This is a genomic window from Pandoraea communis (assembly GCF_902459745.1).
Taxonomy (GTDB): domain Bacteria; phylum Pseudomonadota; class Gammaproteobacteria; order Burkholderiales; family Burkholderiaceae; genus Pandoraea; species Pandoraea communis.
In genome coordinates, this window is record NZ_CABPSJ010000001.1 from 65,658 (window position 1) to 92,450 (window position 26,793).

Annotated in this window: 26 protein-coding genes, 1 tRNA gene and 1 pseudogene; 17 read left to right on the forward strand and 11 right to left on the reverse strand. The window is 62.1% G+C overall.

Going from position 1 to position 26,793, the window contains the following annotated elements; all coding sequences use genetic code 11:
- Positions 1-330 precede the first annotated feature (330 nt).
- The 3 genes from PCO31110_RS00340 to PCO31110_RS00350 are packed head-to-tail and all read left to right on the forward strand — an operon-like array spanning position 331 to position 2,425.
- On the forward strand, positions 331-1,131 hold the full coding sequence (locus PCO31110_RS00340) for a rolling circle replication-associated protein (RefSeq protein WP_036663398.1): 801 nt from the start codon (positions 331-333) through the stop codon (positions 1,129-1,131).
- Positions 1,132-1,143: 12 nt separating this feature from the next.
- Complete coding sequence (locus PCO31110_RS00345) at positions 1,144-1,389, forward strand: DUF4224 domain-containing protein (RefSeq protein WP_150689362.1); 246 nt, start codon at positions 1,144-1,146, stop codon at positions 1,387-1,389.
- On the forward strand, positions 1,373-2,425 hold the full coding sequence (locus tag PCO31110_RS00350; RefSeq protein WP_150689363.1) for a tyrosine-type recombinase/integrase: 1,053 nt from the start codon (positions 1,373-1,375) through the stop codon (positions 2,423-2,425). The genes PCO31110_RS00345 and PCO31110_RS00350 overlap by 17 nt, the downstream gene beginning before the upstream one ends.
- Positions 2,426-2,529: 104 nt before the next feature.
- Here the strand turns inward: PCO31110_RS00350 and PCO31110_RS00355 are convergent, their stop codons facing one another.
- From PCO31110_RS00355 to acs, 6 genes are all read right to left on the reverse strand, one after another.
- Complete coding sequence (locus PCO31110_RS00355; RefSeq protein ID WP_150689879.1) at positions 2,530-2,880, reverse strand: helix-turn-helix domain-containing protein; 351 nt, start codon at positions 2,878-2,880, stop codon at positions 2,530-2,532.
- 67 nt (positions 2,881-2,947) lie between these two features.
- A complete protein-coding gene (locus tag PCO31110_RS00360; RefSeq protein WP_150689364.1) occupies positions 2,948-3,352 on the reverse strand; it encodes a type II toxin-antitoxin system RelE/ParE family toxin in 405 nt (134 codons plus the stop codon).
- Positions 3,353-3,811: 459 nt separating this feature from the next.
- Positions 3,812-3,902: transfer RNA gene (locus tag PCO31110_RS00365), tRNA-Ser, on the reverse strand.
- A gap of 85 nt (positions 3,903-3,987) precedes the next feature.
- The gene (locus PCO31110_RS00370; RefSeq protein ID WP_150689365.1) at positions 3,988-6,006 is read right to left on the reverse strand and encodes a sodium:solute symporter family protein; all 2,019 of its coding nucleotides are present in this window, start codon (positions 6,004-6,006) and stop codon (positions 3,988-3,990) included.
- A complete protein-coding gene (locus PCO31110_RS00375) occupies positions 6,003-6,491 on the reverse strand; it encodes a DUF4212 domain-containing protein (protein WP_246189686.1) in 489 nt (162 codons plus the stop codon). The genes PCO31110_RS00370 and PCO31110_RS00375 overlap by 4 nt, the downstream gene beginning before the upstream one ends.
- A 21-nt stretch (positions 6,492-6,512) precedes the next feature.
- Positions 6,513-8,495 carry an acetate--CoA ligase gene (acs, locus tag PCO31110_RS00380; protein ID WP_150689366.1) on the reverse strand — a complete coding sequence of 661 codons (1,983 nt, stop codon included), beginning with the start codon at positions 8,493-8,495 and terminating at the stop codon, positions 6,513-6,515.
- Positions 8,496-8,767: 272 nt separating this feature from the next.
- Between acs and PCO31110_RS00385 the strand changes: the two genes are divergently transcribed.
- From PCO31110_RS00385 to hemP, 13 genes and pseudogenes are all read left to right on the forward strand, one after another.
- Positions 8,768-9,721, forward strand: a complete 954-nt coding sequence (locus PCO31110_RS00385; protein ID WP_150689881.1) for a DMT family transporter — start codon at positions 8,768-8,770, stop codon at positions 9,719-9,721.
- 185 nt (positions 9,722-9,906) lie between these two features.
- Positions 9,907-10,050 (forward strand): annotated as a pseudogene (locus PCO31110_RS25940) (TIGR00645 family protein); the annotation flags it as partial.
- Between the two features lie 132 nt (positions 10,051-10,182).
- The gene (locus PCO31110_RS00395; protein ID WP_010805745.1) at positions 10,183-11,706 is read left to right on the forward strand and encodes a fumarate hydratase; all 1,524 of its coding nucleotides are present in this window, start codon (positions 10,183-10,185) and stop codon (positions 11,704-11,706) included.
- A 262-nt stretch (positions 11,707-11,968) separates the two neighbouring features.
- Complete coding sequence (gene bfr / locus PCO31110_RS00400; RefSeq protein ID WP_010805744.1) at positions 11,969-12,448, forward strand: bacterioferritin; 480 nt, start codon at positions 11,969-11,971, stop codon at positions 12,446-12,448.
- A 112-nt stretch (positions 12,449-12,560) separates the two neighbouring features.
- The gene (gene murI, locus PCO31110_RS00405) at positions 12,561-13,430 is read left to right on the forward strand and encodes a glutamate racemase (protein WP_150689368.1); all 870 of its coding nucleotides are present in this window, start codon (positions 12,561-12,563) and stop codon (positions 13,428-13,430) included.
- 113 nt (positions 13,431-13,543) lie between these two features.
- Positions 13,544-13,804, forward strand: coding sequence for a (2Fe-2S)-binding protein (locus tag PCO31110_RS00410; protein WP_010805742.1), 261 nt, complete (start codon positions 13,544-13,546; stop codon positions 13,802-13,804).
- Between the two features lie 384 nt (positions 13,805-14,188).
- Entirely contained in the window at positions 14,189-14,893 is a 705-nt protein-coding gene (locus PCO31110_RS00415; protein WP_150689369.1) for an energy transducer TonB, read from the forward strand.
- A 39-nt stretch (positions 14,894-14,932) separates the two neighbouring features.
- The gene (locus PCO31110_RS00420; protein ID WP_010805740.1) at positions 14,933-15,670 is read left to right on the forward strand and encodes a MotA/TolQ/ExbB proton channel family protein; all 738 of its coding nucleotides are present in this window, start codon (positions 14,933-14,935) and stop codon (positions 15,668-15,670) included.
- 27 nt (positions 15,671-15,697) lie between these two features.
- Positions 15,698-16,123, forward strand: coding sequence for an ExbD/TolR family protein (locus tag PCO31110_RS00425; RefSeq protein WP_010805739.1), 426 nt, complete (start codon positions 15,698-15,700; stop codon positions 16,121-16,123).
- A 238-nt stretch (positions 16,124-16,361) separates the two neighbouring features.
- A complete protein-coding gene (locus tag PCO31110_RS00430) occupies positions 16,362-17,258 on the forward strand; it encodes a pirin family protein (protein ID WP_010805738.1) in 897 nt (298 codons plus the stop codon).
- 158 nt (positions 17,259-17,416) lie between these two features.
- Positions 17,417-17,827: an OsmC family protein gene (locus tag PCO31110_RS00435; RefSeq protein ID WP_010805737.1), complete on the forward strand. Its 411-nt coding sequence runs from the start codon at positions 17,417-17,419 to the stop codon at positions 17,825-17,827.
- Between the two features lie 69 nt (positions 17,828-17,896).
- Positions 17,897-18,367, forward strand: coding sequence for an SRPBCC family protein (locus PCO31110_RS00440; protein ID WP_150586594.1), 471 nt, complete (start codon positions 17,897-17,899; stop codon positions 18,365-18,367).
- Between the two features lie 174 nt (positions 18,368-18,541).
- Positions 18,542-18,787 (forward strand): hemin uptake protein HemP, encoded by a 246-nt coding sequence (hemP, locus tag PCO31110_RS00445; RefSeq protein ID WP_010805735.1) that lies wholly within the window; start codon positions 18,542-18,544, stop codon positions 18,785-18,787.
- 389 nt (positions 18,788-19,176) lie between these two features.
- On the opposite strand, the gene PCO31110_RS00450 is transcribed toward hemP, so the two are convergent.
- Together PCO31110_RS00450 and PCO31110_RS00455 are read right to left on the reverse strand one after the other, a co-directional pair.
- The gene (locus tag PCO31110_RS00450) at positions 19,177-19,584 is read right to left on the reverse strand and encodes a GlcG/HbpS family heme-binding protein (RefSeq protein ID WP_150623393.1); all 408 of its coding nucleotides are present in this window, start codon (positions 19,582-19,584) and stop codon (positions 19,177-19,179) included.
- Positions 19,585-19,702: 118 nt separating this feature from the next.
- Positions 19,703-20,491 (reverse strand): YdcF family protein, encoded by a 789-nt coding sequence (locus PCO31110_RS00455; RefSeq protein ID WP_150689370.1) that lies wholly within the window; start codon positions 20,489-20,491, stop codon positions 19,703-19,705.
- Positions 20,492-20,715: 224 nt separating this feature from the next.
- Between PCO31110_RS00455 and PCO31110_RS00460 the strand changes: the two genes are divergently transcribed.
- Positions 20,716-21,375 (forward strand): thiamine phosphate synthase, encoded by a 660-nt coding sequence (locus PCO31110_RS00460; protein WP_150689882.1) that lies wholly within the window; start codon positions 20,716-20,718, stop codon positions 21,373-21,375.
- A 135-nt stretch (positions 21,376-21,510) separates the two neighbouring features.
- On the opposite strand, the gene PCO31110_RS00465 is transcribed toward PCO31110_RS00460, so the two are convergent.
- The 3 genes from PCO31110_RS00465 to recG form a co-directional block, all read right to left on the reverse strand.
- Positions 21,511-22,959, reverse strand: a complete 1,449-nt coding sequence (locus PCO31110_RS00465) for a catalase (protein WP_150689371.1) — start codon at positions 22,957-22,959, stop codon at positions 21,511-21,513.
- Positions 22,960-23,322: 363 nt separating this feature from the next.
- Positions 23,323-24,267: a LysR substrate-binding domain-containing protein gene (locus PCO31110_RS00470; protein WP_010805730.1), complete on the reverse strand. Its 945-nt coding sequence runs from the start codon at positions 24,265-24,267 to the stop codon at positions 23,323-23,325.
- A 143-nt stretch (positions 24,268-24,410) separates the two neighbouring features.
- Entirely contained in the window at positions 24,411-26,711 is a 2,301-nt protein-coding gene (gene recG / locus PCO31110_RS00475) for an ATP-dependent DNA helicase RecG (protein ID WP_150689372.1), read from the reverse strand.
- Positions 26,712-26,793: the final 82 nt, after the last annotated feature.

A 26,793-nucleotide genomic window follows, 5' to 3' on the forward strand; every position in this document is an offset into this window, starting at 1 on the left:
CGTGACCGAGCAGCGGGTCTCTCCTCGTGCGCTTGCCACAACCTCATACCTATGCATTCCGGCTTTGATGCCGAACCTTTCTGCGATCGATGCAGCGATATCGCTTGTCTTGAACGTGAAGGGTTACGGAAAAAAGTTGGGAAGCGCTGCGAGCGCCCGCCGCCCGCAGGGGCGAGGACGGCGGGCGCGCGAAGCGCGCCCTTAGACTTGTATCTACAACACTTAACGTACAAGTCATCGGAATCGCCGGCCAGATCAGGCACGACAAGAACACTTACCCCCAAGCGATCAATGCGAGGGGCATCCTGATCAGAGAGATAGAGGTTTGCGATGAATGACACCCCCTTGATGGATTACTCGCCGTTCCGCCGTGAATGGATCGTCCGCCGACGTGTGTTTGAGGATGGACAAGTTGAAGCCTTTGCAATCCGCTTTGATCGGTACATGAAAGCTCAAGATCTTCATCTCATGCCTAGGGCAAAGCGTGGCGAGTCGAAGGACGAGGAGAAGAGCATGCTGAGCGCCGCAAAACGCGCCAAACAACAAGTGCGGTTGCGCTGCAAAGCAATTGGCGCCGACCGCATGATCACGCTTACGTATCGAGAAAACGTGCTCGACAAAGAGCGAATCAAGCGCGATTTCGACGCGCTGCGGCGCCTCTTGGGTCGAGTTCAGAACTTTCAATACGTCGCTGTCCCCGAGCGACAAAAGCGGGGTGCGTGGCATCTGCACATCGCGGTCAAAGGGCGGCAGAACTATCGCGTCCTGCGAGCGATGTGGCTCCGTGTCGTCGGCGAGGGTAACGGCAACGTTGATGTGCGCAACCCGAATCGCGAGGTCGGTCTTCGTCACAAGATCGCGACTTACATTGGGAAGTACATCGTCAAGAATTTCGACGAGCACAATCTCAATGAAAAGCGGTACTGGGCAAGTCGGGGGATCAAGGTTCCGGAAGCGGAGACTATTGTTCATTTTCTCGAAGACGAAGCTCACGATGCCATTGTTGCCGCGTACAACTCCGCAACTGAGACCGGCGTATCGCTCGAAGGTCACCAGTTTTACTGGAACGAGGACGCGGGATATTTCTGGCTCGCAACACGAGAGCGACGTGACTCCGACGGCAAGGCGTAAGGAGGTACATCGATGAGAAATCTGACCTCGATGTTTCTCGAACCGGATGAGTTAGTGACACTGACTGGACGCACTCAGAACCGTGCTCAGGCACGCGCATTGCGCATGATGGGCATTGAGCACCGTGTGCGGCCAAACGGCACGATTGTGGTGTTGAGCGAACATGTTGCCGTGGTGCTTGGCGCGCAAACGGCCATAGCCGCCCGTGACGCCTCCATCGAACCAGACTGGAGGGCGATGAATGCCGCGAAAGCGTGATCCCCGCAATAAGGGCTTACCAACGCGCTGGCGGCATATCAGCGGCGCGTACTACTACCAAGTACCTCCGGGCCTCGAATCGATGTGGGATGACAAACAAACGTTCCGTCTCGGATCGTCGCTTCCCGAGGCATATCGAGTCTGGTCGGATCGGCTTGCCGATCTGGAAAACGTGCGAACCATCGACAAGTTGCTTGAACGCTATGCCCGGGAGGTCTTGCCGACCAAGGCGGTAACAACACAAGCGCAGAACACGTCTGCGTTGAAGTCGCTTAAGCCGGTTTTCGGACGCATGCCTCTCAATGGTATTAAGCCTCGTCACGTCTATCAGTACATCGACAAGCGCGAAGCAAAGGTGGCTGCACGTCGCGAAGTCGAAGTGCTATCGCACGCGCTGACGAAGGCTGTCGAGTGGGGGTACATCGACCGGCATCCGTTTAAAGGCGAGTTGCGCTTGGCGAGCATTCCACCGAGGACGCGGTATGTAGAAGACTGGGAGATCTTGGAATGCTTCTCGCTAACGTCGAAGCGGAAGACCGGCAGCATCCTCGCTGTGCATGCCTATATCCGCGTAAAGCTACTCACGGGATTGCGTCGTGGGGATCTATTAAGGCTTCGTCTCGATGAACTGAAGGAGGACGGAATACACGTCATGCCAGCAAAAACGGTGAACACCACCCGCAAGCGGTTGATCATCGAGTGGACGGATGCGTTGCGGGAGGCTGTGGAGGAGGCTAAGGCCGTGAGGCCGTCTCAAAGGTCCGAGTGGTTATTTTGCACTCAACAAGGGGAGTGCTTCCTCAGCGAGAAGACAGGTAGGGCTGGCTCATGGGACTCGATGTGGCAAGGATTTATGCGACGGGTGCTAGCCGAAACAAAGGTCGAAGCTCGGTTCACGGAGCATGATCTTCGTGCCAAGTGCGCCAGCGATGCTGAGACGCTTGAGCATGCCCAAACACTTCTCGCGCATGCCGATAGCCGCCTAACCGCGAGGGTCTATCGACGCAAACCGGAGCGTGTCAAACCGCTCCGCTAAGCATCTGAAGGTTACGCATGTCGCATGGGAATGTGCGAAGGGCTTCCTGCGCGGAAGCCCTTCGGTTCATCTCTGGTTTTGAGTCTCGCTCCAAGACGAGGAATTCAGGCCAGCACTTCCAATCCATGCTTCTCTATGACTTGAAGGAGTTTCGCGGCCGCCCCGCTGGGCTTCTTTGTGCCCGCCTCCCACTTTTGAACTGTCGACGGACTGGTGTTGAGATATGCGGCAAGCACGCCTTGGCTCACGTGAACGCTCTTGCGAATCTTAATGATCGCAGTCTTCGTGTACTCAGGCACCGGGGGCACGCACAATTCGTCGTACTCGCGCATCGTCCGCTTACTGATACCGCCAGCGGCATGCATATCTTTAGCAATCTCATGAATCGCCGCTAACGGATCAGACTCATCGATGGCAGCACGGCGTTTCGATCTTTCCTCTGAGGCTGTATACATCGCGGTTCTCACCTTAACGGCCATTTTTCGGCTTGGCTTGGTCACAGCATTGGATGCAACAGTAGATTTAGTCATTTTTGCAAATCTCCACTAACGCGCCCGACCTAAGCATTTCCTCAAATGCCTTTGCAGGCAAGTTTTTGAAGTCTTTCGCAAGCTTCTTAAAGCCCGTCAAAGTCTTCGGCCCAACATTCTTTTCGTCTTGCTTGTCGAACAGGTAGGCAAAAATTATCCATATCTCCTCTTTCTCCAAGAAGAGCGCTCGGAAGTCTCCATTGCGAAGTCGCGCCTTTACAACTCCCGCGCCCAATGGATTACCACCCACTCCCCTGCTGGCCCATTCCCTTGCCACTTTGTATAGCTGGTCGTTCGCTATTCCGGCATTCCTCGCGTCTCCCGCAAACTTCCGTGTTACGAAGATCCGGATCCTCTCTTGACCGGTCTCGGTCGCTCGATTTCTCGCTACAGGCATCTGGTCAGGTTGTGTGTATTATGACCGAAAACTGTAGCACCCAGTGCTATAGATCTCAATTTAGCACCAATCTGCGGACACCGCTGGACGACGCGTTGATCGCTGCAATTGCATATCAAATCGCCTATCGGGAGACAGTATGCGGCTGTCCGAGGCGAACTCAGGTGTTATCGAGCGGCGCTGACGCCGTTCAAGGGCGCCTAGGAGAATTTCCGAGGGTGTGGCTGGGGAGCAAAGTGGAATGTCAGCACCTCGAATCGAGGCACTTAGTCAAACTGCTGGCGTGACTTTCGCGCACACATGCGCGAGCAAGGCGGAGATGCTACCGAGCGCTCCGACACCTCATCTCTCGGGAGCCGGAGTACGTCGAACCGCCCCCGCCAGCCCCCGGAATAGTAAACATCCGCCCTATAGTAAAACGCGAAAGGGCTCCCTTGCGGGGAGCCCTTTAAACATCTGTGGCGGAGAGAGGGGGATTCGAACCCCCGATAGGCTATTAACCTATACACGCTTTCCAGGCGTGCGACTTAAACCGCTCATCCATCTCTCCTGAAGGTCGCGCATTATAGCAGATCGTCGGCAACATCCCATACCCTTTCGTGCGGACCCCGCAAAATTTCTTCGCGATCTCCTCGTTACGGACGGCGCAAATGGTCCACCAGATGCCTGTCCCGCGCGCTCGGACGTCCGCCCAGCAAGCTGAACACAATCGCCACCGCAAACCCCACCGGCACCCCGAACGCCCCCGCCGAAATCGGATCCACTCCCCACCAGCGCGCCCCAGCAAATCCCGTCAACCGCGTAAAGAACGGATACGTCGTCGTGATGTAGTACACGCACACCAATAACCCGCTCACCATCCCCGCCGTCGCTCCCAATCGCGTCGTACGCTTCCAAAACACCCCCAGCACCAATGCCGGGAACAAACACGACGCCGCCAACGAAAATGCCGCACCCACCAGAAACAAGATATTCCCAAGCTTCAGCGACGTGACATATGACGCAAACATCGCCACGCACAGTAACAAGATCTTCGACGTCGTTACCCGCTTCTGGCTCGACGCATTCCTGTCCACCATGTGGAAATAGACGTCGTGCGACAACGCATTCGCAATCGTCAGCAGCAACCCGTCCGCCGTCGACAACACCGCCGCCAACGCCCCCGCCGCCACTAACCCCGAAATGACATACGGCAACCCCGCGATCTCCGGTCCGGCCAACACCAGCATGTCCGGCTGCATCCAGATCTCACCCCACTGCACCACCCCGTCGCGATATACGTCCGAGATGTCCAACTGCACCGGCGTCGCATGACGCCATTGCGTCACCCACCCCGGCAGATTCTCATATCGCGCACCCACCAGATGCAGCAGCATGTCGTACTTGAGCATCACCGCCAATGCCGGCGCACTCACATACAACAACGCCACAAAGAACAACGTCCACCCCACCGAACTGCGCGCGCCCTGCACCGTCGCTGTTGTGCCATAGCGCGTCAAAATATGCGGCAAGCTCGCCGTGCCTATCATCAGGCACACCATCAGCAACAAGAAGTTCAAACGCTGCGAACTGCGTGTCGTGTCGTCTCGCGCCGGAAACGGCTCCGTCATCGCATGCGGCGGCTCGCTGCGCTCAACATACTGATTACGCATCTCCAGCCACTGGTTTTGCGCCTCACCCACGTCGCGCGGGAAAGCATCAAGCTTCGTTTCAAGCACCTTCACGTCACGCAACGGCCCATTTCGACGCTTGGTATCCAGCAACTGCCGCTCCAGTTCCGCACGCTCGCTATAGAAGCTGTCCGGCAAGCCATCCAGACAACGCTGCATCTGCTCCGCCTGCTCGCGGTAATAATCCCGCACCTCGCGCTCCGGCACCGATTGCTGGATCTCTCGCTCCAACGCCTCAACCTTCGCCAACGCCTCGCCATAAGCGAACTGCGGAAACCAGCCATTGCCCGTCTGATGACCAATCATGGCCGTCGGCACCAGGAACGCGGTAATCATGATGATGTACTGCGCGACCTGCGTCCAAGTCACAGCGCGCATGCCGCCCAGGAACGAGCAAACCAGAATGCCCGCCAACCCGAAAAAGATGCCGATAGTGAACTCGACACCAATGAATCGCGACGCAATCAGGCCCACGCCCTGAATCTGCGCCACGAGATAAACGAACGAACACAGAATCGTCGAGAACACGCCCAGCGCCCGCACCAGATTGCTGTCGTATCGCGTGCCAAGAAAATCCGGCACCGTGTAACGCCCCATCTTGCGCAAATACGGCGCCAGCAGGAACGCCACCAGGCAATACCCCCCCGTCCATCCCATGACGTACGCAAGGCCGTCGTAACCCGACACGTACAGCGATCCCGCCAGCCCCATGAACGACGCCGCACTCATCCAGTCCGCCGCACACGCCATGCCATTGAACATCGGCGGCACACGTCGACCCGCAACGTAGTACTCCGTCGCGTCAGAGGTCCGGGAGATCAAGCCGATCACCGCGTAGACGGCAATCGTTACGAACAGAAAGGCATAGCCGATCCACACGCCCGGACCATTGACCCGCTCAAGCAAGCCAATCATCAGCACGAACGCAAGAAAGCCCGCCGTGTAATACAGATAGTAGCGCAGCAGTCTGCGCGTGAAACTCATCGGTGAGTCGGCGCCGAAACGGCGCGAGAGGAAGCACTTCTCGATGTTGCGGGTGCCGCCGACTGGCCCAGCCCGGCACCGTCAGGCCCCAGACTGTCGCGATGGGCATCGCGCAATGCGTGCAACTCACGGTGGTAGCGGGCGTCATTGCGACGCTGCCGCCACGCATAAACGACGATCAGTCCGATGTCGATCAGGATCGAACCCTGCGCGCCCATGTAGAACGGCAGCGGCCACCCGGCCACCCGCAGCGACGCCCACTCGCGCGCCCAGAACTGCGGCACGAACGTCGTCACGAAGCCGATCACCATGAGGACCGCCACCAGCCGCAACGTGCGCCACCAGTGACGCGACGCAATGCCAGCCGCGGCCCCATGCCAATCGACATCGGGCCGCGGACCGCCGGAAGCAGCGCCCGGCAGCGACCCGCCGACGCGCATCGTGTCAGCCGTGCCGGCCGCGCCGGTCGGCGAGCGATTTGCCATAGCAGGCCGGGTACCGCGCGCTTACTGCGCCTGCTTGAGTTGCTCCAGAATGGCCGGATTCTCAAGCGTAGACGTGTCCTGCGTGATTTCCTCGCCCTTCGCAATCACACGCAGCAAACGGCGCATGATCTTGCCCGAGCGGGTCTTCGGCAAGTTGTCCCCGAAACGGATGTCCTTCGGCTTGGCGATCGGCCCGATCTCCTTGCCCACCCAGTTACGCAGTTCAAGCGCCAGTTGCTTGGCCTCGTCACCCGTCGGCCGCGAACGCTTGAGCACCACGAACGCGACGATGGCCTCGCCCGTCGTGTCGTCCGGACGCCCCACCACCGCAGCCTCCGCCACGATCGGGTTCGCCACCAGCGCCGACTCGATCTCCATCGTGCCCATGCGGTGCCCCGAGACGTTCAGCACGTCGTCGATACGGCCCATGATCGTGAAGTAACCGGTCTTGGCATCGCGAATCGAACCATCGCCCGCAAGATAGATCTTGCCGCCCAGCTCCGACGGGAAGTAGCTCGACTTGTAACGCTCCGGGTCCCCCCAGATCGTCCGGATCATCGCCGGCCACGCACGCTTGATCACCAGCATGCCGCCCTGACCGTTCGGCACGTCCTGCCCGGTTTCGTCGACAATCGCCACCGCAATGCCCGGCAGACCCAGCGTGCACGAACCCGGCACCAACGGCGTCGCGCCCGGCAGCGGCGTGATGATGTGACCGCCCGTCTCCGTCTGCCACCACGTGTCGACGATGGGGCAACGCCCTCCACCCACGTTCTCGTAGTACCACATCCACGCTTCCGGGTTGATCGGCTCACCGACCGACCCGAGAATGCGCAGCGACGACAGGTCGTATTTGTTCGGATGCACCTCAGGCGTCTGCTCAGCCGCCTTGATCAGCGACCGGATCGCCGTCGGCGCGGTGTAGAACACCGTCACCTTGTGACGGCCGATCATCTCCCAGAAACGGCCAGCGTTCGGGTACGTCGGCACGCCTTCGAACACGACTTGCGTCGCACCCACGGCCAACGGGCCATAAGCGATGTACGTGTGACCGGTAATCCAGCCGATGTCGGCCGTACACCAGAAAACGTCGTCCGGCTTGATATCGAACGTCCACTGCATGGTGAGCGACGCCCACAGCAGGTAGCCGCCGGTGCTGTGCTGCACCCCCTTCGGCTTGCCCGTCGAGCCCGACGTATAAAGGATGAACAGCGGATGCTCCGCACCAACCCACTCGGGTTCGCACTGGTCCGACTGGCCCGCGACGAGGTCCTGCAGCACTTCGTCTCGACCGGCCTGCATCTTGACGTTACCGCCGGTGCGGCGGTAGACGATCACAGACTTCACATGGTCGCAGCCGCCCATCTCGAGCGCTTCGTCGACGATGGCCTTCAGCGGCAATGCCTTGCCGCCGCGCATCTGCTCGTCAGCCGTGACGATGGCCACCGCGCCGGCGTCGATCACGCGCTCGTTGAGCGACTTGGCCGAGAAGCCGCCGAACACCACCGAGTGCGTCGCGCCGATACGCGCACACGCCTGCATGGCGACCACGCCTTCGACCGACATCGGCATGTAAATGACCACGCGGTCACCCTTCTTCACCCCCTTGGCCTTGAGCGCATTGGCGAAACGGCTCACGCGCGCCAGCAGGTCGCGATAGGTGACGGGCGTCACCGTGCCGTCATCGGATTCGAAAAGAATGGCGTTCTTGTCGCCCAAACCCGCCGCGATCTGACGATCCAGGCAGTTGTACGAAGCGTTGATCTGACCATCTTCGAACCACGTATAGAACGGGGCGTTGGTCTCGTCGAGGACTTTGGTGAACGGCTTGTGCCAGGCCAGATTCTCGCGCGCCTGACGCGCCCAGAATCCCTCGTAATCTTTCTCGGCCTCGGCGCACAGCGCCTCATAGGCCGGCATGCCGGAGATGTTCGCTTTGGCGACCAGCGCCTGCGGTGGCGCGAAGACGCGCTGCTCCTGCAATACCGATTCAATTGCTGCCATGAGTTGTCCCCTCTTATGGATATGCAAAAACGATTGCAATCAAGCCTAAACAAATCGCTAACGTCACATTAAGACGAGCGACTTACTAACGCCTTACACTGCTGCATCCGAGTTCCGCGCCCCCCGTGCGGGACTCACGCGAACGCATTACCGCATGGCAACAGACTGTGGCGTATTCGCTACAATCCTACCCGTATCAACCCCGTCTCGCCACCCCGGACTCGCCCGGAGCCCCCGTGAATTCGACATCTCCGCCTCAACCGTCCGCCGACATTCCCTCAGCGCCCTCGGCCACCGAGCGTGTCTTTGCCCGTTTTCCGAGCTTCGCGCTCGCCCTCGCGATGACCTTCGTGGGTATCAACGTCGGCATCGGCAAAACAATGGTCGCCGTCATGCCCGTGGCCGCCTTCGCCCTGTGGCGCTTCGTGATCGCCGTCATCGCCCTCGCCCCCCGCTACCGGCCAGCCGCCATGCGACGCGTGACGCGCGGCCAATGGGGACACCTCTTCGTGCAAACGTTCTTCGGCACGTTCCTCTTCACCCTGCTCATGCTCTCGGGCGTGCGGATGACGACGGCCACCGCCGCCGGCGTCATCACCGCCACGTTGCCCGCCTGCGTGGCGCTACTGTCGTGGGCGGTGCTGCGCGAACACCCGTCGCGGCGCACGTTGGTGAGCGTTGCGCTCGCGATTGCCGGTGTGGCGCTGCTGAACCTCTCTCGCGACGACGCGCACAGCGCCGGCGCCTCCGAGGCAGGCAACGCATGGCTCGGCAACGCCCTCGTGCTGGGCGCCGTCGTTTGCGAAGCCATTTACGTGATCGTCTCGAAGCGGCTCGCCGCAGAATTGTCCGCCATCGATATCTGCGCCTATACGCATCTGATAGGCGGCGTGCTGATGCTGCCGCTCGGCGTGGTCGGGCTGATGGCTGTGGATTACGCGTCGCTCACCCCCGGCCATTGGGCTCTCATCGTCTGGTACGGCCTCGCCGCCAGCGTGTTCTCGTTCTTCCTGTGGATGCGCGGCATTCGACACGTCAGTGCACAACTGGCAGGGGTCTTCACCGCCATGGTGCCCGTGGCCGCCACGGCGTACGGCGTGATCTTTCTGAGCGAGCGGCTGACGGTGGCGCAGGGCGCTGCACTGGCCCTGACGGTGGCCGGGATCGTGCTCGCCGCGTTGCCGTCCGCCGGGACGCGCAAAACGCTATTGCCGGCCCGGGACTGAATCGGACACGGCGTCCCCGGCAAGACGTTGTAAAATGCCCGCCATGCCGATTTTTGCGACGCGCCATCCGTGACGTTTCAGCGGTAAGCGCGTTGCCCGGTGGTTTCGCATTTGCTTTGCGTATTTGATAACTACAGCCTGCGGCCGTCATCGCAGGCTTATGCCTCCACTCCGTCAAAATAGCCATGTCGACTCCCGGCCGCCCGTCCGACGCGCCGATGCGCCCCTTGCCCCGCGTCATTTTCTTCAGCCGCTGGCGCCAACTGCCGCTGTACCTGGGCCTGATCGACGTGGTGATGATCTCGAACCTGCTCGTCATGGTGATCATTCACCGTGCCTTCCTGCTTTCCGCCGTCGTCGTGGCGTTCGTCAACAAGATGACGAACGACAGCCACGCCCCGGTGTACGCGACCCCGCAAGTCCTCACCCATACCAGTCCCCACTAAGTCGAGAGCCGTTTCATGTCTACCGTCATTAAAGAAGACGACGTCATTCAGAGCGTCGCCGGTGCCCTGCAGTACATCAGCTACTACCATCCGGAAGATTACATCCAGGCGCTGGGCCGCGCCTTTGATGCTGAACAAAGCCCCGCCGCGAAGGACGCCATCGCGCAAATCCTGACCAACAGCCGCATGTGTGCCGAAGGCCGCCGCCCGCTGTGCCAGGACACCGGCATCGTGACGGTGTTCGTGAAGGTCGGCATGAACGTGCGCTGGGATGCCAAGCGCAGCCTCACCGACATGATCAACGAAGGCGTGCGTCAGGCTTACCTGCACCCGGACAACGTGCTGCGCGCCTCGATCGTGGCGCCGCCCGAAGCCGGCCGCAAGAACACGAAGGACAACACGCCCGCCGTCATCCATTACGAAATCGTGGAAGGCGACAAGGTCGACATTACGGTCGCGGCCAAGGGCGGCGGCTCGGAGAACAAGTCGAAGTTCGTGATGCTCAATCCGTCCGACTCGATCGTCGACTGGGTCGTGAAGACCGTGCCGACGATGGGCGCCGGCTGGTGCCCGCCGGGCATGCTCGGCATCGGTATCGGCGGCACGGCGGAAAAAGCCATGGTGCTCGCCAAGGAATCGCTCATGGACCCGATCGATATCCATGACGTAATCAAGCGCGGCCCGCAGAACTGGAACGAAGAACTGCGTATCGAGCTGTTCGAGAAGGTCAACGCCCTCGGTATCGGCGCACAAGGCCTGGGCGGTCTGGCCACCGTGCTTGACGTGAAGATCCTCGACTATCCGACGCACGCCGCGTCCAAGCCGGTCGCCATGATCCCGAACTGTGCGGCCACGCGCCACGCACACTTCACGCTGGACGGCTCGGGCCCGTCGTTCCTTGCCGCACCGTCGCTCGACGCCTGGCCGAACGTTCACTGGGCACCGAACACCGAGACGAGCAAGCGCGTCGATCTGGACACGCTCACGCCGGAAGAAGTCGCAAGCTGGAAGCCGGGCCAGACCCTGCTGCTCTCGGGCAAGATGCTCACGGGCCGCGACGCCGCCCACAAGCGCATCGCCGACATGATCGCCCGCGGCGAACCGCTGCCGGTCGACTTCAAGGGCCGCGCCATTTACTACGTCGGCCCGGTCGATCCGGTGCGCGACGAAGTCGTCGGCCCGGCAGGTCCGACCACGTCCACGCGTATGGACAAGTTCACCGACATGATGCTGTCGAAGACGGGGCTCACCGTCATGATCGGCAAGTCGGAACGTGGCCCGGCCGCCATCGAAGCCATCAAGAAGCACAAGGCTGCGTACCTGATGGCGGTCGGCGGTGCCGCTTACCTCGTCTCCAAGGCGATTCGTGCCGCGCGCGTGCTGGCCTTCGAAGACCTCGGTATGGAAGCGATCTACGAGTTCGACGTCAAGGACATGCCGGTGACCGTGGCCGTCGATTCGACCGGCGTGTCGGTGCACCAGACGGGCCCGAAGGAATGGCAAGCCAAGATCGGCAAGATTCCGGTCGCGGCCGAGTAATTCAGGCCAGCAGAACAGCAACACAGGCTGCACGAGACCCGCAAAGGGCCTCGTCGGCCCGCAGGACCCAGCCCGGCATCGACCGGGCTTTTTTGTGCACCGGCGCCGCCTTGCGCCACGTCGATGTCGCGTCGATGGGCGCGAATGGATCGTATTTCCATTCGCACCTCGGTTCACGAAAAGCCTTGCGAAGCTTGGCTTCCCGGCCTTTTCAGGCTACGCTTCAACCGCTCGCAAATTGCATGAAAAACAGGGATCCGAAATGAAAGGCGACAAGAAAGTCCTCGAACTCCTCAACGCACAGCTCACGAACGAACTGACGGCGATCAACCAGTACTTTCTGCACGCCCGGATGTACAACCACTGGGGTCTCAACAAACTCGGCAAGCACGAATATGACGAGTCCATCGGCGAAATGAAGCACGCCGACAAGCTGATCGAACGCATCTTCATGCTCGACGGCCTGCCCAACCTGCAAGACCTGCACAAGCTGCTCATCGGCGAGGACACGCTGGAAATCCTGAAGTGCGATCTGAAGCTCGAATGCCTCTCGCAGAAGACCTGCAAGGAAGGTGTCGCGCATTGCGAAAGCGTGAAGGACTTCGTCTCGCGTGAAATCTTCAACGAGATCCTGCACGACACCGAAGAACACATCGACTGGCTCGAAACGCAGATCGAACTGGTCGGCAAGGTCGGTCTTCAGAACTACCAGCAGTCGGGCATGGCGTCGTTCGAAGAATAAGCCCGTCACTCCCCACAAGACACATAACAGGCGCATCGCCGGGTCAGTATCGGCCGGCAAGGTTTGCGCTAGAATTTCGGGGCCGGCATTTGCCGGCCCTTTTTCATTTGCCATGCCCTCCAACGCGCCGATTGGCGTCTTCGATTCCGGCCTCGGTGGCCTGTCGGTCCTTCAGGCCGTACGCGCCCTGCTCCCCCATGAGTCGCTGCTCTACGTGGCCGACTCGCGCTTCGCCCCCTACGGCGAACGCCCCGATTCGTTCATCGAACAACGCAGCCTCGCGATCGGCCGGTGGCTGCGAGAGCGCGGCGCCAAGGCGCTCGTCGTTGCCTGCAACACGGCAACGGCGCATGGGGTGGCAGCGCTGCGCGCCGACGCGTCGTGGCCGGTCGTCGGCGTCGAACCCGGCATCAAGCCTGCCGCAGCGGCATCGCGCAGTGGTGTCATCGGTGTGCTCGCCACAGCCGCTACGCTGCGTAGCGCCCGGTTCGCGGATCTGCTCGCGCGTCACACTGCGCAGGGGCAACGCTTCCTTTGCCAGCCGGGCCACGGGCTTGTCGAGCGCATCGAAGCCGGCGACGTCGACTCCCCAACGGTCATGGCGCTTCTCGACCGCTTCATCGAGCCGATGGTGGCGCAAGGCGCCGACACGCTCGTACTCGGCTGCACCCACTACCCGTTCCTGATCCCCGCCATCCAGCGACGCTTCGGCACGGCCCTCACCCTCGTCGACACAGGCGCCGCCATTGCCCGCCAGCTTCAGCGACGTCTTGAAACCAATGGGCTGAACGCTTCCCAACCGTCAGACGGACACGGCAGTCTGCAACTGATGACGACCGCCAACGCGGAAGCGCTGCAAACCATGGCAGATCGGCTGCTGCCCAACGCCCCCCGCGTACAAACGGTTGACATTGCCGGGATCGCGCCGCACGGCCCGGCCTGTCTGGATCGGCCGCCGAACCTTCCCATCATTCCCGCTTAAAACCGCCGACGTATATCCCTGCGCGGACTATGGGATAGGTCGATGGGGCTTGCAAAACACTAGGTCTTGAATAATAATTATTCTCATTAGTGTTACATTTTGACGTTTTCACCATGATCGTCTGTGTCTGCAAATCCGTTTCCGAGCGCCAGATCAAGGCTTGTCTCGACGCTGGCGCCTCCACGATGGAAGATCTCCAGATCGACCTCGGCGTTGCGCTATGCTGCGGCAAGTGCGGGCCGTACGTTCAGGAGATGGTGTCGGGTGCCACGCCGTGCTGCGGCCGCTCGTGCGGGGGCTGCTGTCAATCCGCGCAGGTTGAAACCTCGACCGAAGCCGTGGTCGTGACACGAGAATTCGCACTGGCGGCATAATCGCTGCCAGCACGTTCGGTGAAGGCGAAACTTCGCCCATATCATCCATGTCGATATCACCGTCATGACCGGAGTGCGTCCGGATCACGACGGCTACGGAGCCAGCCAGGCGTCTCGCAGACGTCATGCGCCAGCCAGCGATTCGTCACCCTGGAGGTGTCCGATGGAACTCCTGATTGGCTTTGTCTCGACGCTATGCTTGTCTTTTTTTCTGTTTAGAAGGTGAGTGCAAGCCCGGTGCTTTTACTCACTGCGTTCGCCGACCGCGCCCCTTGGCGCGGTTTTCCTTTGATCGTACGTCCGGCCCTCCCGAACTCCGAGGCTTCGCACACCGCGCTTGCCTCATCGTTCACCGCCGCAATTTAGCGTACCCTAGCCGTTATCATGTCGACCGCCGTGCCCCCATCTGGCCTTGCGCTCACGCAGATCCGAGATCCGCTGACGTCGCCGCACGCCATCGCGATCGCGGCTGCGATCGTCGTCCTTCACATTGCCACCTTGGTCGGTCTGTCGCACCTGCGCAGCGACCCCGAGAAGGCAACGATCGAACCGACGACATTTACCGCCACGATTATTCCGCTCACGCCCGCGCCAACGCCACCGCAACCCGCGCCGCCCAAACCACAGCCGGAACCGCCGAAACCGAAGGTCGCACAGCCGCTGCCCAAGCCGCGCGAGCAACCGAAGAACGCCATCACCCAGAAGGCCGAACCGGTCGCACCGCCGCAGCAGCAAGTCGAACCGGTACAAAACGCCGCGCCGACGCCCCCCGCCCCGCCCGCACCGGCCCCGGCACCCGCGCCGTCGGGTCCGATCGAAGGGCTCGCCGTCAAATGCGAAGAACCGCGTACGGTCTATCCTACGCAGTCACGTCGCGTTGGCGAGGAAGGCACCGTCACATTGCGTCTTGTGATCGACACCCGCGGTGTGGTCTCGAGCGCCAATGTCGTCAAATCGAGCGGCTTCCCCCGTCTCGATCAGGCCGCCCGCACCGCTGCACTGGCGATGCGCTGCGCGCCCCCGATACAAAACGGCCGAGCGGTGGAAGCCGCGGCGACCAAACCATTTAATTTCAATCTGAACGATTAACGTCACGATTTACGAACTGGATCTCCCGAGGAACGCAAAATGCAAGAGTATGGTTTGAGTCACGTCTGGGCGCAGGGCGATTTCGTCACCCGCGCGATCGCGATCGTGCTGTTGGTGATGTCGGTGCTGTCCTGGACTGTCATCATCATCAGGGGCACGCAAGTCTTCCGCCTGAGCCGCCTGACGCGCACCGCCGAGCCGGACTTCTGGCACTCGGAGAACTTCTCCGCCGGTTTGCAGAAGCTGGGCGAATCCGGTCAGAACAACCCGTTCCTCGCCCTCGCCCTCGCTGGTCAGGACGCCGCTGAACATCACCGCCAAAGCCAGCCGCATCTGCACGACAAGATGGACGTGAGCGACTGGATCACGCGCGCACTGAAGAACTCGGTGGACGACACGGTTTCGCGTCTGCAAAGCGGTCTGGCCATGCTGGCATCGATCGGCTCGACCTCGCCGTTCGTTGGCCTGTTCGGTACGGTGTGGGGTATCTATCACGCCCTGCTGGCCATCGGCGCATCGGGTCAGACGACCATCGACAAAGTGGCTGGCCCTGTGGGTGAGGCGCTTATCATGACCGCCTTCGGTCTGTTCGTCGCGATTCCCGCAGTGCTGGGCTTCAACGCACTGACACGCGCCAACAAGGGCATCGTCTCGAAGCTCAACCGCTTCGCCCACAGCCTGCACGGTTACTTCCTGACCGGCGCCAGCCTGCACTCGACGCAGTTCGCGACCAACATCACGCCGGTGCGTAAGTCCACGCCGGCCAGCGCCAGCTAAGCGGCAGCGCAAAGGAAGGAGTTCGCTATGGCTATGGGTTCATACAGCAGCGACGACGGTGCCGATGACGCCATGATGAGCGAGATCAACATGACGCCGCTCGTCGACGTCATGCTGGTGTTGCTGATCATCTTCATCGTGACGCTGCCGGTGCTCAATCACGCGGTCAAGCTCGACTTGCCGCAGGCGAGCAGCCAGCCCGAAGACACCAAACCAGCCAAGGTCGACCTGTCGATCCAGGCCGACGGCACCGTCTTCTGGGACAAGCAGGCCATCGACGACGCCACGCTCAAGGCGCGTCTGGCGCAGGCCGCCGCAGCGCAGCCGCAACCGGAACTGCATCTGTTCGCCGATAAGAACGTGCGTTACGAAAGTGTCGCGAAGTTGCTCTCGGAAGCCCAGACGGCAGGGGTGACCAAACTCGGTTTCGTGACCGAGCCGGCGGCCAAGTAAGTCCGGCCGATCCACGAATCGCAGAAGGAAAGCGCGGTGCTCGCCACCGCGCTTTTTTTCGTCCCTGAGATTCTCGATTCGCGCAACGCACCATCGTTTTCCCGATATTGTTCCAATCGGGTAACAATCCTTCCTGTGTTGCGGGCTACTCCCGATGGCATTTACCCCGATATAGTTTGGGCATGACATTGGACGCAAGACGCCATCTCGGCGCCCGTCCCCACAGGAGATTTCCCCCATGAGCACTCCCTACGCCCGCCCGGTCGCCCGCGTCTTCACGGCAGCGCAAACGCAGGAAGGCGCCGGTTTCCACGTCAATCGTCCGTTCCCGACCCGCATGCTGGCGGACTTCGATCCGTTCCTGCTGCTCGACGAGATGGGCCCGATGCAAGTCGCCCCCGGTGATGCCAAGGGTGCGCCCGACCACCCGCACCGCGGCTTCGAGACCGTGACGTACCTGCTTGCCGGCGAGATGGAGCATCGTGACTCGCAAGGTCACGCAGGCAAGCTCACGCCCGGCGACGTGCAGTGGATGACGGCAGGCGCCGGCGTCATTCACTCGGAGATGCCCTCGCAAGCCTTCCAGCAGCGTGGCGGCGAGATGCATGGCTTTCAGCTCTGGGTGAACCTGCCGCGCACCGACAAGATGATGACGCCGCGCTATCAGGAACTGCCTGCGGCGGGCATCCCGAGCGCGACGAGCGACAACGGCAAGGTCTCGGTGCGTGTGATCGCAGGCGAAGCGTTGGGCACGCGTGCCGCCATCGAGACACGCACCCCGATCCTGTATCAGCACTTCACGCTGCAACCGCAGGCCTTGCTCGATCACCCGGTGCCCGCGGACTTCAACGTGTTCGCCTACGTGATTGATGGTGAGGGGCATTTCGGTGCCGATGCCTCGCTCGCAAAGACCCATCAAATGGTCGTCTTCGGCAACGAGGGGGAAGGCGTCACGGTGCGCAACGATAGCGACAAGCCGCTGTCGTTCCTGCTGATCGGCGGCAAGCCGCTGGGCGAGCCGGTCGCACGTTACGGCCCGTTCGTCATGAACACGGAAGGCGAAATCCGTCAGGCCATTCTCGACTTCCAGGCGGGCCGGATGGGACGCATTCCCGCCTCGGGTTCCGCCACCTGAATCTGGGCCGGCGGGAAGGCCCCGCCGTTCACACCTGCTCGGCCAAATTGGGTCACAATGGCACGCAGAGTGCGTTGTGGCCCGATGGCTTTGCCGGGCCGTGTTTGTCATCTCTCGACACGTTTCATGACGTGCATCGAGCCCCTACAGGAGTTGCCATGGCCGCAGACGCGATTGTCACCGCCCATTTGGGCGCCGCAGGTTTCACCACTCATCTCACGGACGGCAAGCACGAATGGAGCGCCGACGAGCCTGCAACGCTCGGCGGTGCCGATCTGGGCCCTGTCCCGGCGGCGTTGCTGTTGTCCAGTCTCGGTGCTTGCACGTCGATTACGTTGCAGATGTATGCACGTCGCAAGGAGTGGCCGCTCAAGGACGTGAAGGTGACGCTCGCGATGAACCCTGACGGCAAACCGCCCGCCGGGACAACGCAGATCACCCGCAAGATCGAACTGGCAGGTGATTTGTCGGAAGAGCAACGTCAGCGCCTCTTGGAAATTGCCAACGCGTGCCCAATTCACAAGGTGTTGTCGGGCACCATCGCCATCGACAGTACATTGGTCGAGTAATAGCATCCGGCGCATTGCCGGCATGTCGTCACGACACGCCAGCCGTCATCGATTGAAGGGGAAATTTTCTTGCAGTACGAACACCTGATCGAGGTCAACGACCTCCTGAATCCGCTGGCCTTCGCGCTCACGCGCGACCAACTCTGGCGTGGCCTCGTGCTGCGCGCCGAGCAGCCGGAATCTTTCGTGCTGGGACTCGACGAGTGCATCGTGCACGAACGCACCGACGACACGCTCACCCGAGAGCTGCGCTTTGGGCAAGCCGTGGTGCACGACCGGGTCGTCTTCGACGCCCTGCAGTCCGTGCGCTATGAAACGGCAGCCACCGAGCAGCACGCCGGCGGCACCCTCACGATGCGTATCGAAGAGCCGACACCGACGCACTACTTCGTGCGCTTCACCTACAGCACGACGCTGCCGGAAGACGCCGCCACCGCCGACACGCGTTACAGCGAGTTCGTGAAATCCGCTTACCGCGAGGCCGACATCGACACGATTGGGCAGATCCGCGCGCTCGCCGAGCAGGGCGCACTGGGCTGAACGGCCGGGAGCCGCCTCAGGCAGACCATTTGCCGGATGGTGACATCCACCGTCCGGCAAAGCGGCGTTTAGCCAAAATCTATGCGAAAAAAACAGCAATAACCAAATTTAAATATAAATGGGAATGATTCTCATTTAATATTCATCTCACAGTCAGCCACACGGATGAGCGAGATGACCGCAAGCCCCCCCACTGCCCGCCAGACCCAGCCCGCTACGGCGCCGCGCCGCACCACCTTGTCGGTGTCGCGCACGCAAGTGGCTAGCCCGGCGGCAGAAAAGCCGGCCAGCCACGCCACGGGCCGAGTGCTGACCAGCGATCACCTGCTGCAAGGCACGCAATGTGTGAATATCCTGCACAACGGACAGACATATCAGTTGCGCGCCACGCGTTATGGCAAGTTGATTCTGACGAAGTAAGACGCCGGAGTTGTGACGAATTTTGGCGGCGGCATGACCACGACCGTGCCGTCGCCTTCACCGAGTTTTGTGGGGACCACCTCGCCTAAGAGGTGTTTGGCAGTAGCCAGCGAACGCAACGCGATCCCATGTAGTTACGGCAAGCCCCTCTCTACCTGCGTTGCACGCCAGCCAAGCCGCTTTTTTTGTCCATCCACTCGGGTTTCATTGATGTTCTCCTCGTGGCCCAGCCTGCCAAGCCTCAGGCGAGGCCATCCGGCCTGACAAGCCTTTGCCCCGTCCTCCCGGACGGGGTTTTCTTTTGATATGCGAAAAAAATCGCCGACTTACGTCAGCGATTTTTTATCCTTCCGGTGCCGAACAAAGCCCCGGACGCACCACCGCGCCGATCAGGCGCCGGTCACGGCCGCAATGCCCGCGCGGGCGATCTGCGCGTCTTGCGCCGACTTCACGCCCGACACCCCGACCGCACCAATGACGTTGCCATCGACGATGATCGGCACACCGCCCTCGAGCATCGCGGTGTTCGGCGCGCTCAGGAACGCAAAGCGCCCGCCATTGATCATTTCCTCGAACGCACCGCTTTCACGACGGCCGACCGCCGAGGTCTGCGCTTTGCCCAGCGACATCATGGCGGTACTGGGGGCTGCGCCATCCATACGATGCAACGACAGGGCATGGCCACCGTCATCGACGATCGTGATGCATACGTTCCAGCCATTGGCGGTAGCTTCGGCCACGGCAGCGGCGTTGATCTTCTGCACGTCTTCAACGCTCAGAACTGCTTTCGTCTTCATACGTCTCTCTCGTTTAAGGTTGGCAATTCAGGAAGCCTCGCCAACGCGGGGCTCCGGACAATTCATCTTCGTGCCTAGGATGCCGGTGCTTCGTGACATTGTGCGGATACCGCGCGGGTCAGTGTCCCACCGCCAGGCCCATCCATTCGCGCAACGCCTGATGCGTGGTGCGCAGGCCGCCAACGGTCGGCCACCAGCCTGGGACGATATCCGGCTCGAACGCGTTCGCATTGCAGCACGGTGCCGGTACCACCGTGAGTCCGGCACGTTCGAACTGGTCGCGGGCACGGCGCATATGCCATGTGTTCGTGACCAGATAGATGCGCGATACGCCAGCGTTAGTCAGCATACTCGCGCTAAAAGCGGCGTTTTGCGCCGTATTCAATGATTGCGCTTCTATCCAGCGCACGGGTACACCGAACTCTTCCGTCGCAATCTGCGCCATAACGCGCGCCTCGACAGCTTCGCCCGTCGGACTGCCCCCCGAGACAAGCACCGGCAACTGCGCCCGGCGTGCGAGAAACGCACCGTAACGCACGCGGCCCAGGGTGGCATCGCTGGCGTCAGCGCCGTTTGCACGGCCGAATTCCGGCGCGTGAAGGCTCGACCCACCGCCGAGGATCACCACGGCTTGCGGCAGCTTCGCGGTAGCGTCAGGCGCCTGACGCGCAGCGTCGAGCGCCTTGAGATCGATCGCAGTCCCGACCTCTAGCGGATAGGCCAGTTGCCGGCCGAACCAAGGCATCCCCTGCACCCAAAGCGCCAGCACGGCAGCGACTGCCAACGTCTTGCCGACGCGCGGCCAGCGCCGCCAGACGACGAGCGCAAGCCCTGCAAGCACCAACACATTGACCGGTGGCAGGAACAGACTGACGAGAAGGTTGCGGGCGAGCCAATCGAAGGGCATCCGGCGAGTGTACTGGACTGCACTACGAAGTGCACCTTTTCTCTATGACATTTCTCGCCTGATAGGGGCTAGGTATGCGTACGTGGAAAAGCAAGCGCGCCGCCTCCGTACTTTCCTCGAGACGTTCGCCTCGGCATTCCGGTTACACTGCGCGCATACCTGCCGCTACCGCGGATTCAGCAGATTCCGCCTACCGCCTGTCGATGCCCACTCATCCCGCCGGAATGTCACGCGCGAGCGCCGTTGCGAACGACGCCTCATCCCCCGCTCAGATTCCCCTGCCCCGCCAGCTTCTGGTGACGCCCGATATCGCATCGCGCACACAGATCGCCACGTTTGCGTCGCAGCTCGCGCAAGCGCTCGCGCGCGGCACGCGTCTGGTGCAGCTTCGCAATCGGTCGCTCGATGCAGACGGCTATCGTGCCCTGGCTGAGAGTGCGTTGGCGTTGACGCATGCGGCTGGCGCGCAACTCATCCTCAATCCGCCGCACGACGTCGCGGATCTCTGGCTGGACGCCACGAACGGCGTGCATGCCGGCACTGTACCGCTGGCGGACGGCTGGCACCTGACCAGCGCGCGGCTCATGGCCTGCCACGAGCGGCCGGCGGGCTGGAAGGTCGTGAGCGCCGCCTGCCACGACGCCGCACAACTCGCGCACGCCACGCGTCTGGGACTCGACTTGGTAACGCTGTCGCCGGTGCTCGCCACTGCGACGCATCCCGACGCCACACCGCTCGGCTGGCCCGCGTTCACAGCACTCGCCGCACAGACGTCGCTGCCAGTGTTCGCCCTCGGCGGCATGCGCGCCGACATGTTGACGAGCGCTCGCCATGCCGGGGCCTACGGCATCGCGGCGATACGTGCCTTCTGGCCGTCTGCCTGACGCCTCCCACGAACCACGGTCCACAAGCCACCGCCGCCAGCAGTCGCGGCAGCACGGGGACGGTGCCACCCGCCCCCGCCGACTGACTGAGCGTCTTGCTTCGGCGCGATTGCGCCGTCGCACGACGCCTTTGCGTTACTTCTCCAACGCCTCACGTGCGGCGATCACCCCTTGCGCGTACGCCGGATCGATCTTGGCAAAGTGACCGATCTGACGCTCGGCCACATCGTCCGGCACGCCCTGCATGGCGGCGGCAATATTGCCGAACAGGCGCGACTTCTGCGCATCGTCGAACAGATTGAACAACGCGCGCGGCTGCGAGTAGTAATCGTCGTCCTCGCGATGGTCGAAGCGATCGGCCACGGTGCCCACGGCCTGCGGGGGCTCGCGGAACGCCGGCTGCTCGGCAAACGCGCCGTAGCGATTCGGCTCGTAGTTCGGTGTGCTGCCCAGATTGCCGTCCACACGCATCGCGCCATCGCGATGGAAGCTGTTGTGGAACGGGCACTTCGGCGCGTTGACCGGGATCGCGCTGTGATTCACGCCCAGGCGATAACGCTGCGTGTCGCCATACGAGAACAGACGCCCCTGCAACATGCGATCCGGCGAGAAGCCGATGCCTGGCACGACGTTGGCCGGATTGAACGCCGCTTGCTCGACGTCGGCAAAGTAGTTCTCCGGGTTGCGATTGAGTTCCAGCACACCGACGTCGATGAGCGGGTAATCCGCATGCGGCCACACCTTCGTCAGATCGAACGGGTTGATACGATAGGTCGCGGCGTCTGCCTCGGGCATCACCTGCACCTGCATGCGCCAGCGCGGGAAGTTGCCGGCCTCGATCGAGGCGAACAGATCACGCTGCGCGCTCTCGCGATCGCCTGCCACCACTTCCGCCGCCTGCGCGTTCGTCAGGTTCTCGACACCTTGCATCGACTTGAAATGGAACTTCACCCAGAAGCGCTCGTTCGCGGCGTTGATGAAGCTGAACGTATGCGAGCCGAAGCCGTGCTGCTGGCGATAGTTCGCCGGCAAGCCGCGATCGCTCATGAGAATCGTCACCTGATGGAGCGACTCGGGATGACGCGACCAGAAGTCCCAGGCGGCCGTCGGGTTGCGCAGGTTGGTCTTCGGATCGCGCTTCTGCGTATGGATGAAGTCGGGGAACTTGAGCGGATCGCGCACGAAGAACACGGGCGTGTTGTTGCCTACGAGATCCCAGTTGCCCTCGTCGGTATAGAACTTCATGGCGAAGCCGCGCACATCGCGCTCGGCGTCGGCCGCACCGCGCTCGCCCGCCACCGTCGAGAAACGCAGGAAGACCGGCGTTTCCTTGCCAATCGCCTCGAACACACGAGCGCGGCTGAACTTCGTGATGTCATGCGTGATGGTGAGCTTGCCGAATGCACCCGAGCCCTTCGCGTGAACACGACGCTCGGGAATCACCTCGCGGTCGAAGTGCGCGAGCTTCTCGAGGAACCACACGTCTTGCAGCAATGCCGGACCGCGGGGTCCGGCCGTCATCGTGTTCTGATTGTCGGGCACCGGTGCACCAGCGGCGGTGGTGAGTTTTTTCGTATCTGACATGTGACGCTCTCCTGTTTCCTGATCGTGCAATCTCGCGAGACTCAAGCGCTCATGAGCGCGAAGTCGGCGAGTATTCGTTCCAGCGTGGTTTCGATGTCGTGCAAATAGGCCTTCAGTTGGGTCATCGTCGGCACCTCGAATGCGTCGTGCTGCGGGGGCAGCGATCGGCGTCTGGCAGCCCGGCATCTCGGGTGGCACCGGTTTCAAACGCGCGACACCAGATTAATTATTTTTATTAAAACCGTCGAATTAATCGTTTTTATATATGCAATAGGCAAAAGCAATACGCCGCGGCACGAGGCAGCGGCGTATGGCGGTTTTGGGGGTGTCGGGGCGAGTGCGCCCCGGTGTGTCAGTGCGACATCAGTTCGATGTTGCAGGGAGGTCGAGAGGAATCACGCCCGGCAGATGGCACCGGGCAATGGCCTGCGCCACGGCGTCGATGGCCGGCAGACGCGTGAAACTCTTGCGCCACGCCAGCACGACACGACGGTCGGGCACCGGCGCCGAGAACGGCACATAGCGCAGCAAGCTGTCGGGCGCTTGCATATCGGGTACCGATGTTTTCGGCAGCACGGTGATGCCGACGCCGCTCGCGACCATATGACGAATCGTCTCAAGCGAGGAGCCCTCGAACGTCTTCTGGATGCCGTCGGCATTCTGCGAGAAGCGCATCAGTTCCGGGCACACACCCAGCACGTGATCGCGGAAGCAATGCCCGCTGCCCAGCAGCAGCATCGTCTCCTGCTTGAGATCGCCGGCGTCGATCTGCGAACGGTCGGCCCACGGATGCGAGCGCGGCAGCGCCACCACGAACGGCTCGTCGTATAGCGGACGCACCATCAGGCCGCTCTCCGGGAACGGCAGCGCCATGATCGCCGCATCGATTTCGCCCTGCTTGAGCAATTCGATGAGCTTGAGCGTGTAGTTCTCTTGCAGCATGAGCGGCATCTGCGCCGTGGTCTCGATCATCTCCTTGACGAGCGCCGGCAGCAGATACGGCCCGATCGTGTAGATCACGCCAAGACGCAGCGGCCCGGCGAGCGGATCGCGGCCCTGCTTGGCAATTTCCTTGATGGCAATGGTCTGCTCGAGCACGCGCTGGGCTTGTGCCACGATCTGCTCGCCGAGCGGCGTCACGCTCACTTCCGCCGCACCACGCTCGAAAATCTGTACGTTCAGCTCGTCTTCGAGCTTCTTGATGGCCACCGAGAGCGTCGGCTGGCTGACGAAACAGGCTTCCGCCGCGCGACCGAAATGGCGTTCACGCGCCACCGCCACGATGTACTTGAGTTCCGTGAGGGTCATGTCGTCCTAACCTGTGTAAATTAATCGAAATACCGCAATCGATAGATTTTCTTTTTTATAGCACAATCGGGCGGCAATTGCCCGTTTTCGGGCGACGCGCTTACCGTCATCCTCCGGCCCCGCCGCCGTACAGACGCCGGGGGTCACGCTTTCAGATAGTCTTCCCGCGCCCCGAGCCAACGCTCCAGATGCGCCGCCACCGCGCCAGGATGGGACTTCAGCAGCACATCGGCCGCTTCCTGCGCCCCTGGGATCAACCAGGCGTCTTCGTTCAGATCGACAAAGCGCAGCATGGCCGCGCCCGACTGCCGCGCACCGAGAAACTCGCCCGGGCCGCGGATCTCCAGATCGCGCCGGGCAATAACGAAACCGTCGGTGGTCTCGCGCATCGTCTGCAAGCGCGCTTTCGCGCCCATCGACAGCGGCGATGCATACATCAGCAGACAGACCGATTCTGCGGAGCCCCGCCCGACACGTCCCCTCAACTGGTGCAATTGCGCGAGTCCGAAGCGCTCGGCGTGCTCGATCACCATCAGAGACGCGTTGGGCACGTCCACCCCCACTTCGATGACCGTGGTCGCCACCAGCAGATGCGTGTCGCCCCGCGTGAAGTCGTCCATCACGGCGGCCTTTTCCGCAGGAGAGAGTCGCCCGTGAACGAGCCCCACGCGCAGTTCGGGCAGCGCCGCCACCAATTGCGCGTGGGTGTCGACGGCCGTCTGCAATTGCAGCGCTTCGCTCTCCTCGATCAGCGGGCAAACCCAGTACACCTGACGCCCGGCAAGCGCCGCCGCGCGAACGCGGTCGATCACTTCGGGCCTGCGCGTGTCGCTGATCAATTTCGTGACGACCGGGCTACGGCCCGGCGGTAACTCGTCGATCACCGAGACGTCGAGATCGGCGTAGTACGTCATGGCGAGCGTACGCGGAATGGGCGTCGCGCTCATCATCAACTGATGCGGCATCGCACTCTCGCCGATGCCTGCCGTCTGCATCTTGCTGCGCAGGGCCAGACGTTGCGCGACCCCGAACCGGTGTTGTTCGTCGACGACCGCCATGCCCAGCCGCGCGAACGTGACCGTGTCCTGAATGATGGCGTGCGTGCCGATGACGAGTTGCGCTTCACCGCTCGCCACACGGGCAAGGGCTTCGCGCTTTTCCTTCGCCTTCATGCTGCCCGCCAGCCACGCGACGTCGACGCCCAGCGGCACGAGCCACGCCGAGAGCTTGCGCAGATGCTGTTCCGCGAGAATTTCGGTCGGCGCCATGATGGCCGCCTGGAAACCGGCGTCGATGGCCTGCGCGGCCGCCAGCGCGGCAATGATCGTTTTGCCGCTGCCCACGTCTCCCTGCAACAGACGCTGCATCGGATGCGGTTCGGCCAGATCGGCCTGAATCTCCGCCCACACTCGCTGCTGCGCGCCCGTCAGCCGGAACGGCAGCGCCGCTTCGAAGCGCGCGAGCAAACCGCCCGGCACGGGTTTGCCAAAGGACGGCGCCGCCAGACGCCGGCGCGCCGCCTGCGCCCGCTTGAGCGAGAGTTGCTGCGCGAGCAGTTCCTCGCACTTGATGCGCAACCACGCCGGATGCGAACGCTCGATGAGCGCCGTCTCCGACACCTTGGGCGGGGGCGCGTGCAGCAAACGCACGGCGTCGGCCAGTGCCGGGAGCGGGTGATCGGGACCGATAGCGTGCTGAAGCAGCCCCTGAGGCAGCAACTCCGGCAGCGGGGTACGCTCCATGGCGTTGTGAATCGCTTTGCGCAGATAGGCTTGCGAGAGTCCCGCCGCGCTCGGGTACACCGGTGTGAGGGCCTCCGGCAACGGTGCTGCGGCGTCCTGCACGACGCGATACGCGGGATGCACCATCTCCAATCCGAAAAAGCCGCCACGCACTTCGCCGCGCACTCGCACGCGGGTGCCGATGGCGAGCTGTTTCTGCTGGCTGCCGTAGAAATTCAGAAAACGCAGCACGAGTTCGTGGCCTTCGTCAGCGATGCGTACCACCCACTGACGGCGCGGCCGGTAGGCCACTTCGCTCGATGTGACAACGCCTTCGACCTGCGCCAGTTCGCTGGGCAGCACGTCGCCGATCTTACGTAGCGTGGTTTCGTCCTCGTAGCGCATCGGCAGATGCAGTATCAGGTCGATATCGCGCTTCAGGCCGAGCTTGGCGAGCTTGTCGGCGGTGCCGGAGCCCGCCGTCTTTCGTACGGCCGGCTTGACCGCTTTCGAGGCCTTGGCGGATTTGGAAGGCTTCCCCGATTTGGCGGGAACCGGCGTGTCGATGTCAGTCTGCGCGTCGGCTGGCGAGGACGTGCGCCGCGCGCGTTTCGCAGCGGGGCGTGGCGCGGGGTCTGCCTGAGCGCCTGCGGCACCGGCAAGATCCACAAGGTCGGCAGGGGCGTCGTCAGGCGCGGTGGCGGGCATTCTGCGTTCGGTCATGCAGTCGCGAGTCGGGGGCGTTCGCCCGTGCGGCGCACACCGTGCCGGCAGGCCTTCGGACGAACCAAGTAAAATGTCGGTT